Below are 15417 nucleotides of genomic sequence, written 5' to 3' on the forward strand. Positions count from 1 at the left end.
ATTCTACGCCTTCTTAATATGGAAGATCACGCCGCTCTTGGGGTAGATCCACTCGTCCTTGATCGCAATGTCATAGAGTCCGGCTCTCTGGATGCAGGCTCCGACATTGGCAGTGCTTTCCTTATTGAGATAGGAATACATAGTGACATCCATTCCGTTCTTGTATTTCAGCTTGATATGGGGCTCCTTGGTCGGATCCACCAGAGTCACCTCGAAAATAGAGTTCCATACCCGGGGCATCTTGAAATAGATGCTGACCAGATGCTCCCCGTTTGCCTCGTTGCGGTCAAAATCCAGCTTGAATTTCAGGATAAATCCGTTGCTCTTACGTTCTACTTCGAATTGCGCTTCGTCGTCATTATCTCCGCTGTTGTCAATTCGCAAGATCGGCATGAACAGGTCATTGATCACATCCCGTATCTTATCCGCGGGAATACTGTTGATGAAGTCCACGGCTTCCGGTTCCACCACCAGATCCTCATTGAAAATGCTCTTGGTGAAATCCGCATCCTGTCCGGTCTCCAGCAATCCACCGTCCAGACTCTTTTTATCATAGGCGAAACCGAGTCTGATCACATCACCCGTGTAGTTCTCGTCTGTTCCTCCCAGACACTTTACGCTGAACTTCAATTCCTCATCGATCAGGTAATACTTTCCGTCTGTGGCTCCGGGGAATCCGGCTTTTACATATTCCTCCGTCAGATTCGGCTCCAGATTGATCGTGTAATCGAACATTTTCCGGATCCTGGCGCCTCTTGCCCTGTCAAAATATTTCTCCATATTGGTAGAAAGCATATCCACCGCATCTTCATCCTTTATCATGGAGGTAATGGTGGATTTCAGGAAAGTCTTTTTATCTTCATCGCTGAAGGAATCCAGGATCTCCGGCTCTCCCATCAGCGTCTTGGTGATCTGCTGGGAGGTCTCTCTGGCGTAGGCATCCTGGGTCAGCTTGTTGTTCAGTATATCGAATAACAGAAATGCTGCCAGCACACCGATGAGATTCCCCACAATATTGTCGATCAGGTCATCCAAGGTGTAACCGTTCTTCAGTGCCAGATAGGTATATCCCACAAATACCAGCAATAGTGAGATCAGCACCAGTACCATAGTAGCGGACAAGGTGTCCATCACACTTTTTTTCTTCTTTTGTTTCTGATTATCCATGAATTTCCTCCCTCGTAAATACGCCCTCATAGATTGCGGGCTTCCGCATGTAATATGCCCAGAACCGGTCGCCGTAGTCATAATGCCACCATTCCGACGGCAGATTGGTAAATCCCGCATCTATCATAGCATAATAAAGCAGACGGCGGTTTTCACGGACCTGCTCGTCCGCTGCCCCCTGTACATGCTCCGGTGCCTCAAAATACGCTGCGCAGGTCTTATCCGTAAAAGCATCGAATCCACATCCCATAGGAAGCTCTCTGCCCTCCGGATCCAGAAGCGTCAGATCAATGGCTCCTCCGGTGGTATGGGCGGGAGGCACCTTTGTATCCGGTACCGGGTCGGAGACAAATTTGCAGATTGCAGCTCTCCTTTTTGCCTCTGGCAGCTCTTCTAAATGAAAATCCCGGATGATGTCCACAGAATACTTTTCAAACAATTCATGCTGCAGTGCAAAGGGGCGCCAGGCATCCCAGATGCGGAACCGGTAACCGTCCGGCAGATTCCCCGCCGCCTTCACCAGCCTCTCATACATCTCCTTACGGACGAAGCACTTCTCTTCCGCATGGTCCATATGTAGGATCGGATACAGCATTTTCACATCCCACAGATCACAGCTTTTCAATTCTATAAACGCGGAATCCACAAACGCACTGTCTATATAGCGCTCCGGATCCCCGATCGTCGGTATCGGCCTCATGGGATCAGCCTCCTTATTATTTATATTTATCATAATACCCCTTTTCCACTAAATATGGCAAGTGTCTGGTGCATCAAAAAAAGAGACTGCATATCAAAATAGCAGTCTCTTTTTTATTTTCGTTTACAGATTTTCACCGTTCGATCCAATCACCTCGCGGTACCAGTATGCGGAGTCCTTAAGGATCCTCTTTTGAGTGGTGTAATCCACATAGATTAGTCCGAATCTCTCCGTATAACCGTTGTTCCACTCCATGTTATCGATAGCTGACCAGGCAAAATAACCCCGGATATCAGTTCCCTCCTCTGCCGCTTTTTTCAGGCAGCTTAAATAGCGGTGCATAAAGTCGATTCGCATAGGATCATGAACCTTACCGTCCAGGAATACCCAGTCGGGACAGGACAGTCCGTTCTCCGTAATTACGATGGGAAGTTTGTATTTTTCCTGCAGGAACTTCGGTACATAATACAGACTCTCCGGTGTCACCTGCCACTTCATTGCAGTCACCGGTGCTCCGCAGGGATTCTTCGCCTCGCGATATCCCCCCTGACCATCCGATTCCACTCGTCCGCTCTGGTAGACATTGATTCCCAGGAAATCCAACGGTTCCGAGATCAGTTTCAGGTCTTCCGGATTCCGTAACTCCTCCGGGCAATTCTCGCCATAGGCTTCCATGCCTTTCTCCGGATAATGTCCTAAAATGACGGGATCCAGCCACCAGGAGACTGCCCACAGGTCCTTCGTATCTTCCCGCAGGGTGGCAATTCTTGCTGCTTTCACATCCTCAGGTTGGTCGCTTACAGGCACCGAACTTCCGAAGCAGAATGCCACACCGATCTCGGGCTTTTTCTTCGCGTATTTTCGGATGACCTGCACCGCTCTGCCGTGGGCTTTCAGGTGATTATGGATTGCCAGCAGATACTCCGGCTCGGTGAGCCGTAACTTCGGAGCACAGTTTCCCTGCACATGTCCGATAATCAGATGGCACTGTGGCTCATTTAATGTCATCCAGTGGGACACTCTGTCGGAGAGTCTGTCCACGATTACCTTCGTATATTCTGCAAACCACTCGGGGCTCTCGGGATTCTGCCATCCCCCGCGAATCTGTAATTGCTGGGGAAAATCCCAGTGGAATAAAGTAACCCAGGGTTCAATTTCCGCCTCTAGCAAAGCATCCACCAAATCACTGTAAAACTGCAGTCCTTTTTCATTCACCCGTCCCGTACCGTCTGGCAATACTCTGGACCAGCTGATGGAAAAGCGGAATGCTTTCAGGCCCATATTCTTCATTCTCTGAATGTCTTCCTCATAATGATGGTAAAAATCACAAGACACATCACCTGTCTCTCCGTCTAAAATATTCTGTTTTCCTTCAGGGTTCTTACGCGTGTCATGGCAATGCACATCCCAAACGGATTCTCCTCTGCCGTCCTCATAAGCGGCTCCTTCAATCTGGTAAGCTGCTGTTGCCGCGCCCCAAACAAAATCTTTGCGAAAGCTCATTCCGTTTCCTCCTTATTTATCCTTTTACTGCTCCGATGACAATACCTTTGACAAAGTACTTCTGGAAGAATGGGTAGACACACATGATAGGCAGTGCACCCATGACCGCCACTGCCATACGAATGGAAATGGAAGGCATCTTCATGGTACTTGCTCCGGCTGCGGAAGCCTTTTTTATCATCTCAATATCATCCATCATCTTCTTCAACAATACCTGAATACTGTACAGATTATCCCGGTTCACATAGTACAGACCATTCAGCCAGTCATTCCAGTAAGACAGTCCGATCAGCAGTACCAACGTCACGATAATGGGTTTCGACATAGGAAGTACTACTTTAGTGAGGATGTAGAGTTCTCCGCCACCGTCGATCCTTGCCGCTTCGAGGACTTCCTCCGGGATGTTTGTCGTAAAGTATGTACGCATCATAATGACATTAAATGCGTTTAACAACAAACCGGGAACGATCAGAGCAAATATCGTATTTTTAATATGGAACATCTGTGTCCACATCATGTAGCCAGGCACTAGTCCACCGTTGAACAACATGGTAAAGAAAATATAAAAGGCAAAAATATTTCTTCCTGGCAGATTTTTTCTGGACAACGGGTAAGCGTATAAAGTAGTCAGCATCAGGCTCGTCAGTGTTCCCACAATTGTCACGAAAAAGGATATTGCGTAGCCTCTGACAATGGAGGTACTGTCCATCAGCAAATATTTATAGGCGGACAGGTCGATCTCCGTTGGCCAGAACCGGTAGCCTGTCTTCACCAGTGCCGTCTCTGAAGTGATGGAAGAACTGAGCAACAGTATAAACGGCATGACACACATCAGAGACAATATAATTAATACGGTATTGACTACGACCTGGTATTTTGTATCTTTTATGACCATAATCTCATCTCCTTAAAACAGTGCATTTTCACGGCTGACCTTGCGGACGATCATATTGGCGGTCAGTACCAGAATGAATCCAACGATGGACTGATAGAAGCCTGCTGCCGCCGACATACCCACGTTGTTCAGTGTTGTTAGTCCGCGATATACATAAGTGTCGATCGTATTAGTCACATCGATCAAGGCTCCGCTGTTCATGGGTACCTGATAAAACAGGCCGAAGTCTGAATAGAAAATACGTCCGATGGACATCAGCACCAGCGTGATGATTGTGGGTTTCAGACTGGATAGTGTCACATATCTGACCTGCTGCCATCTGGTAGCTCCGTCAATCACCGCCGCTTCATAATAGGTCTTGTCGATTCCCACCACCGTTGCGAAATAGATGATGCTGCTGTAGCCGAAATTTTTCCATAGATAGACAAATGTAATAATAAAAGGCCAATACTTTGGCTGTGAATACCAGGCGATGCCATTCTTGCCCAAAGGCTCCAAAATAGAGTTATTAATGAATCCGTTCTGTGTATTTAAAAAGCCATATACAATATAGCTGACGATGACTGTGGAGATCAGATAAGGGATCAGAATCAGCGTCTGATATAGTTTTTTCTTCGTCTTGGATCTCACGTCATTTAACAGAACTGCTACCGTAATGGCCAGGATATTCCCCAGAATAATAAATACTGCATTATATAATAATGTGTTTCTGGTAATATTCAGTGCATCTTTTGTGGCAAATAGATAAGTAAAGTTGTCAAGTCCGATCTTCGGGCTCTTAAACATTCCCAGTTTGTAATCATATTTTTCAAATGCCATGATCAGTCCCGCCATGGGGATATAGTTGTTGATAAAAATGTATACAGCACCGGGGATCAACATGAGATATAAAGGAAGATAACGTCTCCATTTTACGAAAGTACTCTTCTTATTCATGAGTATTACCTGTTCCTTTCTTTTGAAAGAGGTCCCACCAAAGAACTGGCGGGACCTCTTTTGGCTTCAAAGCTTATATTTTAGGTTTGGACGATTATTTTTATGATTTGTAGTGCTTTAGTTCTGCTCTGCAAGCCATGCATCCAGCTGTGCCTGCTTAGCTTCGATAATGGTGTTGATACCTGCTGCATCCAGTTCCTGATTCATCTGGGGGATAGCTGTCTCAGGATCCAAGCATCCGGTCAACAGACCTGCACGATATTTCTCTACTACATTGTTACATGCAGTTACTTCATTCAGTACTTCTGAGTTATCCCATACAAATCCTTTTGCAGGAGAGGGCTGTGCATTCTTATTGAACTCACCCAGTTGCTCCCATACATCAGGATCATCACCTTCCCATACATAGGTAATCTGTTCATTAGGCCAAGCCCAACCTACGGAAGAGTATGAAGTATTGGAAGAATCCACACCTTCCGGATAGGTGATCACACCCTTGCTCTCATCTGCGAATACCCAGTTGTCGCCTTCGATACCGTTGACTAACAGGTTGGATACTTCAGGGTTGGTGTACATCAAATTCAGCATCTGCATTGCCTTTTCAGGGTTCTTGCTGTTATTAGCAATGCACCAGCTTGCATTTACCATGCTTGTGGTAGAATGGGGTGCACCGTTCTCCATCTGTACTACTACGATGTCTTTACCGCATTTTCTGGTCTCTTCTGCTTCAAATCCTGCCTTGAAGGAAGTGAAAGTACCAAAACCGACACCTGAGTTGAAGAATTCCTGATACCCTTCTGTGGTATTGACTGCATCCGGCATCATCAGACCTTCCTGTGCCCATTGGTATACCCACTTGCAATATTCCTTGAAGGAATCTGTATCGTAGAAATTCACTACCTGGGTACTGTCGGAAAGTGCATTTTCCAGTACGCCCAGATCATCGCTCAGCACGTCACATGCCCATGCCGGATAGATCATTGTTCCGGTGTTGGGAACCAGGGGATACATATCCGGATATGCTTCTTTTACTTTTCTTAGATTGGCATCCAAATCTTCGTAAGTCCATGGAGTGGAGTAGTCGATTCCCAATTCATCCGCAATGGATTTTACCATTTCAAAGCCACGCCCCTGTGCCTTATCCTTGTTCATCGGTACTCCGTAGATACTTCCGGATACGGTAGAACACCGCCAGTCATCCTCGGAGATACCGGACAATACATCCGGTGCATATTCTGCCAGCAGATCATCCAGGGCAATAATCTGGTTTGTAGTTGCCATGGTGGACATGGATACCTGCCAGGGCATTGCGAAGAACAAATCCAGATCTTCTCCGGAAGCCAGTGCCAGATTCAGTTGCTCTGAGTTTACACCAGTCAGAAGGTTTACTTTTACACCTATGGCGGGCTCTGTGATCTCGCTTACTGCTGCCGCAACCTTTTCTGCAGCCTCCGTGGTGGAATTATTGAACGCATAGATGGTAATGGTGGTCACATCATCATTTGACGCTGCCGCCTGTGTGCTTCCTGCCACATTGTCTGTGCCTGCACTCTGTGAAGCGTTGTTATCTGCGGTAGATCCGCATCCTGCAAGAGTCGTTACTGCCATCGCGGTAGCAAGTCCTGTTGCCAATAACTTTTTGATTTTCATACATTTCTTCTCCCTTCGTAGGTCTTCATTGATGATGAATTCATTATAAAAAAATCCCACAATCGTATCTATCTGTTAAAAATGTTGTTTGTGTCAAAAAAATAAGTTTTTTTACTTTCCGCATTCCGGAATATCAAAAATGTCACATTCTATTGTAAAAAATGTGACATTTTGAAAATACTATTCGTTTGTGTGCCCGGTCTCTTCCCGATCCTCCGTAGGTGAAACCCCGTTGATTTTCTTATAGCTTTGGGAAAAATGGGAAAAGTTGGTATATCCCACTTTCATGGCGATCACACTGATGGGTAACACCGTCTCTCGGACCATGTTCCGGGCAAGTGTCATTTTCTCTGAGATAATATATTCTTTTAATGACATTCCCGTTTTGTTTTTAAACAACACAGAAATATAATTGGCGTTCAGGTGCACCGCATCGGCAATATCATCCCTCTTGATATCCTCATCCATGTGGCTTCGGATGTATTGGAATATCTCATCGATCTGGGTCTCCTTCCCCGACTCCGTATTCCGCAGTTCATGCAGTCTCGCCGTCACATATTTTACCAGCCATAGCGTATCTTCCGTGTAAGCATAGGCAGACATGGCACGTTGCATGATCTCTTCCTCCGGGAACAACTGCTCCATATCCATATTTAATTTCTGGAGTACCAGATAGATTACACCCATAATCTTCTGGTAAAACCGCATCAAATTTTTGGAATTCAGTTGATCCTCCGCCGCCAATCTCTGCAAGGTATCCGAAGCGTCTTTTACCACGGTATCATACAGTTCATTTTCTAGAAGTTGTACCCAGTTCTCGCAGTAGTGTTCCTCTGCTTTCCGTTCCTTCTGCTTGCTCTCCTGCACATTGTAGATTCCTTCTTTGCGTCCAACATTGTTCTGGTCGGCTTTTTTCAGAATCCGCACTAGTTCCCAGACCGCCTGCCGATCCTCCAGTGCACCGTAATATATGGCAACTCCACAGTCGAAAAATTTCTGAAATGTAATCTGAAAACGCTCCATCTGATGATGCATGGATTCTTCATTCAGTTCTGCCGCACTGTCGGTGCACAGAAGTACATAATAGATTCCCTTTTCCTGCTGATAGAGAAGTGCTTTCCAGGCGTAAGGGTAGAACAGTTCTTCCAGCACATTGGAAATCGTATCATATAACAGCGTCTGATCCCAGTTCTCCAGTCCCTTTCCCCAACGAACCACATCCAGCAGGATCAGTCTGGAATTTTCCGTCACACGGATCCCTATTTCTTCGAGGTTGTGCATGGCTATTTCCATGTCATTCTTCTCCTCCGAGAACAGATCCGCCAACATTGCCCCCAGGACAACCCCCTTTTTATTCTTCAGCAGCTGTCCGTAGCGGGAATCCTCGTTGACCCGCCGTTTCATCCGGATCTTCTCCGTCGCTCTTCCCACGGCATCCTCGATCTCTTCATATCTCGCAGGCTGTAAAATATAGTCAAAGCTTCCCAGCGCCACAGCCTCTTTGGCATACAGGAAGTCCGCATGTGCCGTCAGGAAGATCGTCTCCACATCCATTTCCTGCTTTCTACACCATGCCAACAGGCTCAGCCCGTTTTCCACCGGCATTTCAATGTCGCACAGCATGATATCCACCGGCTTCTCCAACAGGACCTGTTTTGCTTCATAGGCATTATATGCCTTGTATATCTGCGAAATCCCCAGACGATCCCAATGCACCCCAAACATGACACCGCTTACCACATTGATCTGATCATCTACTATTAATACATTAATATTTTTCATAGGGTAAATACATCTCCACACAAGCTCCGTTCGAGTTGCTATATAATATTGTTGCTTTTTCCTCATAACGTATTTTAATACGTTTCCAGACATTCTGGATACCGATCCCCGCGGTCTTCTCTTCTGCGAATTCTTCCTTGTTCAGAAAATGCAGTAAATCTTCCGGAAAACCGGGACCGTTGTCCAGAATCGTAATACACACATAAGTATCCTCCGGCGTCTCTCCAGGGAGTAACGATACCCGGATACTGATGAGCAGTGTTTTTTGGGACTGTACACCGTATTTCACTGCATTCTCCACGAAAGTCAGCACCGACAACGGCAGGATCTGAAATTCTTCCAGTTTTTCGTCCACGGCAATGTTGTAATTCACCGGTACGGACAATCCCAGCTGTGACAGTTTCAGGTAGGATTCCACGCTCTCCATCTCTTTCCGGACACTAATGGTATCTTCCTCATAAGTAATCACTTTTCTGAGGTAAGAAGACAGCGCCAGCGTCAGTTCCTGAATGGAGTGGTATTCCTTCTGCTCCGCCAGCGCATAGAAATTCTTCAGGCAGTTCAGAAAAAAGTGGGGGCGGATCTGAATCTGTAAATACTGAATCGTTGCATTCTGAATCCTGCGCTCCTGCTCATAGGCATCGATCTTCAGCTTCTGGATCTGATTCATCATGTGATTAAAGGTGGTCGCCATCAAACGGAATTCCTCCACATCACTGTTTTCCTCCGCGTAGGCGTTCAGATCACCCTCAGCGATCTCTTCCATGGTTGCTTTCAATCCCTCTAAGGGTGCCACGAAGAAACGATACATATAAAAATACAGAATCGGGATCAGCAGAATAAAAATAAAGCTGCAAAGCAGCAGAAACCACTGCAAAGTTCCCATATAGTTCCAGAAGCTTCCGTAGGGACTGATGTAATACTGCACCAGATCACCGTAGGGCAGTTGCTCATACACCACAAGGTATCGCTCCATTCCTTTCCCCGTGATATAATAACCCTTGGAATTCTGTTTCAGTTCGATCTGTTTCTCTTCCAACAGATTTTTCTGATTCAGCGCCTGTCCGTCCTGCGTTGCATAGACCAGATAAGACGATCTTCCCTCAACTTCCGAGGAGGGCTTCATAAACTGGTCGAAATCCATGACCGCACCGATATACATCGAGCCGTATTTCAGAATCCGGATCAGGAAATAGTCATCCTCCACCGGAATCACATACCAGTCACTATTCAGTTCCCCCTGCTTCATCTCCTCATAGACAGCCCGACATATTCCAGACTGTTTGGTCGGCACATAGCGAGTACCCGTGGCATGTTTGATCCGGACCAGATCATTACTCTCCGAATAAAATTCCAGTGCCACCAGTCCATCCACATCCGAAGTCAGATATTTTGTAAAATTTTCCAGAATGTTCTGCCCGCACAGATAAGCCTGTAATGACTCCAACGGATAATTGAGTCTCCTGAAATCATTTCCTACCATTTCCGAGATCATATAAGACTCGACCGTTTTAATACTTTTCTCATAAAATTGTTCGTAAATATAGCCGGTACCGGCTGCGCTCTGGGCAGCCTGCCGGTTCAGCGCTGTCATAGAATAAATATTATATATGATCAGTGTCACCGCAAGAGGCAACACCATAGCGCATACGGTCAGCAATAAGCGTTTTCTTACTCTTTTCATTTCTTTATAATATTATACTTTCAGATTCTTATTACGGTCTGACCGGCGTACCATCCGGCAGACGGCTGAACAGCCAACCCCGCTCCCTCAAAACCGGAGAATTCCTGGATTCCAAATATAGTCCAGCACCAGTTTAGCATAAGACCACACAAATAACAAATAAAATATTCCTGTTTGCCATTTCCCGCAAGGCTTGTTAAAATAAGGATATGAAAAAGAAAAATTTATGTAAAACGTTAGTAAAAACCATGTGTATCGTGCTGGGGATCCTCATCCTCGCACTGTTGGCTTACATCGTCTACCTCTATGCCAGTTATTACAGGATTGAGGACAATCAGGAACTGGTGGTGGAGGCACCGGTCGACGATATTACCACAGGTGCGGCTGCGGTGCTGGCTACGGATACGGAATATTCCGCAGTGACCTACAACATCGGCTTTGGTGCTTATCTGCCGGATTACAGCTTCTTCATGGACGGAGGTACCTCCTCCTGGGCGGAAAGCCCGGAGACCGTACAATATGCCATAAACGGTGCGGGAGAACTGGTGAAGTCATTAGACCCGGATTTTGCGCTGATCCAGGAGATCGATCTGGATGCCACCAGAAGCTATCATACGGATGAGTACGAGATGCTGCGCAACATTCTGCCGGAATATACTACCGTATTTGCGCAAAATTATGACTCTGCTTTCCTGTTCTATCCGTTTACCCAGCCCCACGGCAGCAGCCGGGCAGGACTCGGACTGTTCTCGAAATATCCGGTGTCTTCCGCCCTGCGCAGAAGCTTCCCCATATCCACTTCCTTCAGCAAGTTCTTCGATCTGGACCGTTGCTACAGTGTCTCCCGGATCCCGGTGGACAATGGCAAGGAGCTGGTGATCTTCAATCTGCATATGTCCGCTTACGGCAACAGTGATGAGATCCGCAAGGGACAGATTGAGATGCTGTGCAATGATATGGCAAAAGAATACGAAGCCGGGAATTATGTGCTCTGCGGCGGCGACTTTAACCACGACCTGAAGGCTTCCGAAGAGGATGCGGAGAACTGCGAGTCCTGGGCATTTCCTTTTCCGAGAACGGAGCTGCCGGAGCATTTTGCCTTCTGTCTGGATCTGTTGAGTTCTGAGGAACAGGCGGCACTTTGGAACAGTGCCAGAAACGCAGATATGGAATATGTCCCCGGTGTAACTTATACCGTAACCTTGGACGGATTTATTATCTCCGACAATATCGAGTGCCTGTCCTATGAGAATGTAAACACCGGCTATTCCTACTCCGACCATGATCCCGTAAAGGTGGAGTTCGTGTTAAAATAGTGTCAAGATTTACAAAGTTCGTTGACAGTGTTTGTCCTTTTTTGTAGAATGAGGGCACAGTTAAGAGGGAGTAGTTCCCGGATGGTTTCTGATAGAATGGTAACCTAGAATGGTAACCGAATGATACATGAAGCTGTCCGGAATGATAATCGTCATCACGTCCGTCGGACCGGTTATTATTGTAAGCAACGAGACTTTTATCGATCATTTTTGATGCGGTAAGAGTCTCTATTTTTATACTTTTTTCTAGGAATACAGACGCTTTCCGCAGGAAAGGACAGCTTATGGAATACATATTGTTACTCGTAGGATTTATACTTCTGATCAAAGGTGCGGACTTTTTCGTGGAGGGAAGCTCCTCCCTGGCGGGGATTGCCACGAAAAAGGGAGACAGCGGACTGGCGCTGGGCAATGCCATCGGCTCCAACCTGTTCAACATCCTGTTTATCCTCGGAATGTCCGCGGTGATCAGCCCTCTGCATGTCCTCGGAGAGTCCGTCATCGACACTGTACTGCTCCTTGGCAGTGCCATTCTGTTCTTCGTATTTGCCCGTACCGGCAGACGCATGACCCGCAGTGAGGGGGCTGCGTGCGTGCTTCTGTATGTTGCATATACGGCTTATCTCTTCATCAGATAACAGTGCGGCTATAGACGCACTAAAAAAGCGCACTCAGAGGTGCGCTTTTTGTGCTAATATCCTCTTCCGCCTTGGGAAGAATTTGCACTTTATACATTATTTTCCGTTATACCTACTTTCCAACTCTGCGAAAAAAACTTTGTAATCTCTACCTTTTCCGTTCAACATATCTTGATAGCTATCCATTACTTTCTGGCGAACTACATTATTATCTACTTTGCTATCCGAATCGACAATATGTCTGTTCCCTTGAGCCATTACTTCCATAGCCTACATCCTCCTTACCTTAAAATCAAATCCGGTCTAATATGTTCAACGGTATTCTCATACATTCCGATTTTATTATATCCGACTCTTCACGTTTAATCAACATATAATCACTGAATTCAAAGCTCATGTAATACAAAAGAGCACTTCCGCATTGGAATGCTCTTCATTATTTGTGGCAGATATCTCTCCACTGGCAGTCGCCGCAGATGACTTTGCCATATCCCGGCTGCAGAATTTTCTCTTCCACTATCCGTTCAAATTCCGCAAAAGTCATTTCCTGGCCTGCCTTTAATCCGGTGTATTTCAATACACCCGCATCATATCGGTCTACCTTCTCCGCTGACTCGCATCTGCCCTCCTTATTATGGGGGCAGGCGCTGCAGATCTCATCCGTCTCTCCCACCAGCTTCAAAGTAGCCGGCTCCTCTTTCCCCTGAAGCCACTCTTTCACTTCCGCCATATGCGCGGTGAATCCGTCACTATATCCCTTCCCCTCGAAGAAATAAAGACACATGCCGTGGTGAGGACGAATTCTATATTGTCGCATGAAATCTATCTCCTCTTTAGTTCAGCTTCAGGACTTTCGCCAGTCTCTTGCTCAGAGTCAGTGCCAGTGCGATCTTCACCAGATCCGGAATGATGAAAGGAATTACACACCACCCCAGTACGGTAGCCAGGCCGACAGCTCCGGAATTCTGCGCATATACAACCATGAACCACACCGTTCCGATAGCATAGCACACGATCAAGCCCAGTACCATGGAGATACCCAGCACCCATGTCTTACGTCCGAACAGTTTCTCGATCAGCCACATTACTAATGCAGAGAATAAAAATCCGATAATGTAACCACCGGTGTTGCCCAGCAGAACACCGATACCACCGGAGAATCCGGCGAATACAGGAATGCCTACCGCACCCAGTAAAATATAGATCAATACCGCAAGGCTTCCTCTCTTACCGCCCAGTACGCCGACTGCCAGGAATACCGCAAAAGTCTGTAACGTAAAAGGAACCGTCATCGGGATGGAGATCCAGGAGCAGATCGCGATCAGAACCGCAAATACCGCAATATACACCATGTCATAAGTCTTGCTTCGTGTTGTTGTCTGTGTTGTCATAATAAAAAACCATGCCTTTCTGTCAGATGTCTTTTGTAAAAACCTCTGTCAGAATAGCATGGTGTTTTTTAATTGTCAACCCCCCCTTATAATATGGTTAACAATTGAATAGATTCTCTGGTCAGGACTGCTTCATCGTCTTCTTATTCCGGTACATATCCTTATCTGCACGCTCACGCACCTTCTCCGGATCCGTATCATCCGCCGTGAATACAGCATACCCATAGGCAATTCCCACAGGAACGGGAATGATGTTCTTATGATTCAAGATCTCTACATCCTGATCGATCTTATGCATCACACGTTCTATCTTAAAATATCTTCCCTTCGGAATGATACAGCAGAATTCATCCCCGCCAATGCGATAACATTTCCCATAGCGTTCAAAATTGTCCTCTATGATATGTGCTGCATTGATAATATACTCATCCCCTGCCCTATGGCCATATTGATCGTTACACTGCTTAAGATTATTCAGGTCAAAGGTCACTATGACATATCCTTCAAAATCCTTTTCGTTTTTCACAAAATAATCATAAGCATTTCGATTGTACATGCCGGTCATGGAATCATTCAGGGCAAACTGTTCCAACTCCTCCATCCTTCGACCTTTTTTCAGCCGTGCAACCGTCTGTCTGGCGGATTCTATTCCCAGCACCACAATAAAGATCAAGAAAGAGATTCTGCCAAATACGCCTACATCGTTGCCGTCTTTATAATAGCCACTCACATCTACAATGGTAGCAAAAAATACAAGCAGCAGTGCCCCTACACATGCCTTCAGCCTCTGATCCAGCTGCCTTCTGACAATTTTGCTACAGATGACCACCAGCAGGTATAGAATCGTCAGAATGATCAACGCATGCGTCATCCACATGCTTCTCCGGAACTCATATATCTCTGTTGCATTCAGTATATGCGTCAGGACGATCAATGCCAGATTAGTATTACAGATAATTCTACAAAACCGGTCATCCCTGATGTCCAGAAAGCTCTTCACAAACAGGATAAAGGACATCGGCAACAGCATGAGCGTAGCAAATGCCAGATAAGAGCATCCCTGCCTGTTGGCCAGGAGCAGCGTTGCCACATCCGTCTCATTGGCCGACCATGTTCCCACCAGGATTGAAAAAATACCCAGATACAATAAGGTTCCGTCGATCCGGCTTCCGCAGCGGATAACGATCCAATAAATACTAATATACAATCCTATCAGTATCACCATCATGCTGATGAGAAAGGCAGGCATTGCCCGGCGCATCACCCAACGATAGATATTATAGCCGCCACCGATATAAAACGTCTTCTGCTGACCTGCCACTTCCGGATAACAGGGGGTGAACTGTACCTGCAAGCCGCTCACATTACTTGAAAACCTGACAATATTCCAGGTCCAGCCCGGAGTATTTCCCCATATGCCGGGCAAAGCATCCAGCTGATAGATCAGCTTCCCATCTGCATACACCGCAATCTCCTGATGTGCCGAATAAAACGCGATCGAGTTCGTCTCATCATCGTTTTGATCCAATATAAAATCGTACAGCTCCCTGCCGTCATCCAAGACGCTGACTGCGTCCGGCGTACATGCCTGTAATGACTTTACCTCCGGCACACTGCCTGAGGTAAAGATCATGCACAGAAGCACCATAGCAAATACGACTGATACAATTATAATAAGCTTTCCCTGTTCCTTCTCCATTACTTCCCTCAATATCCAACGATCCGTTTGGTACTATAGTATTAATTTTCTTATTA

General features: G+C 46.2%; 14 protein-coding genes. 2 read left to right on the forward strand and 12 right to left on the reverse strand.

The window, feature by feature from the left end; all coding sequences use genetic code 11:
* Positions 1–3: 3 nt before the first annotated feature.
* The 8 genes from FYJ59_RS11700 to FYJ59_RS11735 all read right to left on the reverse strand — a co-directional run bounded on the left by FYJ59_RS11700 (position 4) and on the right by FYJ59_RS11735 (position 10317).
* Positions 4–1167 carry a hypothetical protein gene (locus FYJ59_RS11700; RefSeq protein ID WP_154497465.1) on the reverse strand — a complete coding sequence of 388 codons (1164 nt, stop codon included), beginning with the start codon at positions 1165–1167 and terminating at the stop codon, positions 4–6.
* Positions 1160–1867 (reverse strand): M15 family metallopeptidase, encoded by a 708-nt coding sequence (locus FYJ59_RS11705; RefSeq protein ID WP_205839535.1) that lies wholly within the window; start codon positions 1865–1867, stop codon positions 1160–1162. Before FYJ59_RS11705 ends, FYJ59_RS11700 begins: the two co-directional genes overlap by 8 nt.
* Before the next feature lie 123 nt (positions 1868–1990).
* The gene (locus FYJ59_RS11710) at positions 1991–3370 is read right to left on the reverse strand and encodes a GH1 family beta-glucosidase (protein WP_154497471.1); all 1380 of its coding nucleotides are present in this window, start codon (positions 3368–3370) and stop codon (positions 1991–1993) included.
* Between the two features lie 16 nt (positions 3371–3386).
* Positions 3387–4265, reverse strand: a complete 879-nt coding sequence (locus FYJ59_RS11715; RefSeq protein ID WP_154497474.1) for a carbohydrate ABC transporter permease — start codon at positions 4263–4265, stop codon at positions 3387–3389.
* A 12-nt stretch (positions 4266–4277) separates the two neighbouring features.
* Positions 4278–5201, reverse strand: coding sequence for an ABC transporter permease (locus FYJ59_RS11720; RefSeq protein WP_154497477.1), 924 nt, complete (start codon positions 5199–5201; stop codon positions 4278–4280).
* A 117-nt stretch (positions 5202–5318) separates the two neighbouring features.
* Positions 5319–6851 carry an ABC transporter substrate-binding protein gene (locus tag FYJ59_RS11725; RefSeq protein WP_154497480.1) on the reverse strand — a complete coding sequence of 511 codons (1533 nt, stop codon included), beginning with the start codon at positions 6849–6851 and terminating at the stop codon, positions 5319–5321.
* A gap of 180 nt (positions 6852–7031) precedes the next feature.
* Entirely contained in the window at positions 7032–8633 is a 1602-nt protein-coding gene (locus FYJ59_RS11730) for a response regulator transcription factor (RefSeq protein WP_205839536.1), read from the reverse strand.
* Positions 8620–10317: a sensor histidine kinase gene (locus FYJ59_RS11735; RefSeq protein ID WP_154497487.1), complete on the reverse strand. Its 1698-nt coding sequence runs from the start codon at positions 10315–10317 to the stop codon at positions 8620–8622. Before FYJ59_RS11735 ends, FYJ59_RS11730 begins: the two co-directional genes overlap by 14 nt.
* A 209-nt stretch (positions 10318–10526) precedes the next feature.
* Between FYJ59_RS11735 and FYJ59_RS11740 the strand changes: the two genes are divergently transcribed.
* Both FYJ59_RS11740 and FYJ59_RS11745 read left to right on the forward strand, forming a co-directional pair.
* Positions 10527–11633, forward strand: a complete 1107-nt coding sequence (locus FYJ59_RS11740; RefSeq protein ID WP_154497490.1) for an endonuclease/exonuclease/phosphatase family protein — start codon at positions 10527–10529, stop codon at positions 11631–11633.
* A 284-nt stretch (positions 11634–11917) separates the two neighbouring features.
* Complete coding sequence (locus tag FYJ59_RS11745; RefSeq protein WP_154497493.1) at positions 11918–12271, forward strand: sodium:calcium antiporter; 354 nt, start codon at positions 11918–11920, stop codon at positions 12269–12271.
* 96 nt (positions 12272–12367) lie between these two features.
* Here the strand turns inward: FYJ59_RS11745 and FYJ59_RS11750 are convergent, their stop codons facing one another.
* The 4 genes from FYJ59_RS11750 to FYJ59_RS11765 form a co-directional block, all read right to left on the reverse strand.
* A complete protein-coding gene (locus FYJ59_RS11750; RefSeq protein WP_154497496.1) occupies positions 12368–12538 on the reverse strand; it encodes a hypothetical protein in 171 nt (56 codons plus the stop codon).
* A 169-nt stretch (positions 12539–12707) separates the two neighbouring features.
* The gene (locus FYJ59_RS11755) at positions 12708–13088 is read right to left on the reverse strand and encodes a DUF1284 domain-containing protein (RefSeq protein WP_154497499.1); all 381 of its coding nucleotides are present in this window, start codon (positions 13086–13088) and stop codon (positions 12708–12710) included.
* Between the two features lie 16 nt (positions 13089–13104).
* Positions 13105–13662, reverse strand: coding sequence for a biotin transporter BioY (locus FYJ59_RS11760; RefSeq protein WP_154497503.1), 558 nt, complete (start codon positions 13660–13662; stop codon positions 13105–13107).
* A gap of 121 nt (positions 13663–13783) precedes the next feature.
* Positions 13784–15361, reverse strand: coding sequence for a GGDEF domain-containing protein (locus FYJ59_RS11765; RefSeq protein ID WP_154497506.1), 1578 nt, complete (start codon positions 15359–15361; stop codon positions 13784–13786).
* Positions 15362–15417: the final 56 nt, after the last annotated feature.

It is taken from the genome of Waltera intestinalis (assembly GCF_009695995.1).
Taxonomy (GTDB): domain Bacteria; phylum Bacillota; class Clostridia; order Lachnospirales; family Lachnospiraceae; genus Acetatifactor; species Acetatifactor intestinalis.

Coding starts and splice junctions, on each gene's coding strand:
- FYJ59_RS11700 (WP_154497465.1), bottom strand. CDS start 1,167: ATGGATAATCAGAAACAAAAGAAGAAAAAAAGTGTGATGGACACCTTG.
- FYJ59_RS11705 (WP_205839535.1), bottom strand. CDS start 1,867: ATGAGGCCGATACCGACGATCGGGGATCCGGAGCGCTATATAGACAGT.
- FYJ59_RS11710 (WP_154497471.1), bottom strand. CDS start 3,370: ATGAGCTTTCGCAAAGATTTTGTTTGGGGCGCGGCAACAGCAGCTTAC.
- FYJ59_RS11715 (WP_154497474.1), bottom strand. CDS start 4,265: ATGGTCATAAAAGATACAAAATACCAGGTCGTAGTCAATACCGTATTA.
- FYJ59_RS11720 (WP_154497477.1), bottom strand. CDS start 5,201: ATGAATAAGAAGAGTACTTTCGTAAAATGGAGACGTTATCTTCCTTTA.
- FYJ59_RS11725 (WP_154497480.1), bottom strand. CDS start 6,851: ATGAAAATCAAAAAGTTATTGGCAACAGGACTTGCTACCGCGATGGCA.
- FYJ59_RS11730 (WP_205839536.1), bottom strand. CDS start 8,633: ATGAAAAATATTAATGTATTAATAGTAGATGATCAGATCAATGTGGTA.
- FYJ59_RS11735 (WP_154497487.1), bottom strand. CDS start 10,317: ATGAAAAGAGTAAGAAAACGCTTATTGCTGACCGTATGCGCTATGGTG.
- FYJ59_RS11740 (WP_154497490.1), top strand. CDS start 10,527: ATGAAAAAGAAAAATTTATGTAAAACGTTAGTAAAAACCATGTGTATC.
- FYJ59_RS11745 (WP_154497493.1), top strand. CDS start 11,918: ATGGAATACATATTGTTACTCGTAGGATTTATACTTCTGATCAAAGGT.
- FYJ59_RS11750 (WP_154497496.1), bottom strand. CDS start 12,538: ATGGAAGTAATGGCTCAAGGGAACAGACATATTGTCGATTCGGATAGC.
- FYJ59_RS11755 (WP_154497499.1), bottom strand. CDS start 13,088: ATGCGACAATATAGAATTCGTCCTCACCACGGCATGTGTCTTTATTTC.
- FYJ59_RS11760 (WP_154497503.1), bottom strand. CDS start 13,662: ATGACAACACAGACAACAACACGAAGCAAGACTTATGACATGGTGTAT.
- FYJ59_RS11765 (WP_154497506.1), bottom strand. CDS start 15,361: ATGGAGAAGGAACAGGGAAAGCTTATTATAATTGTATCAGTCGTATTT.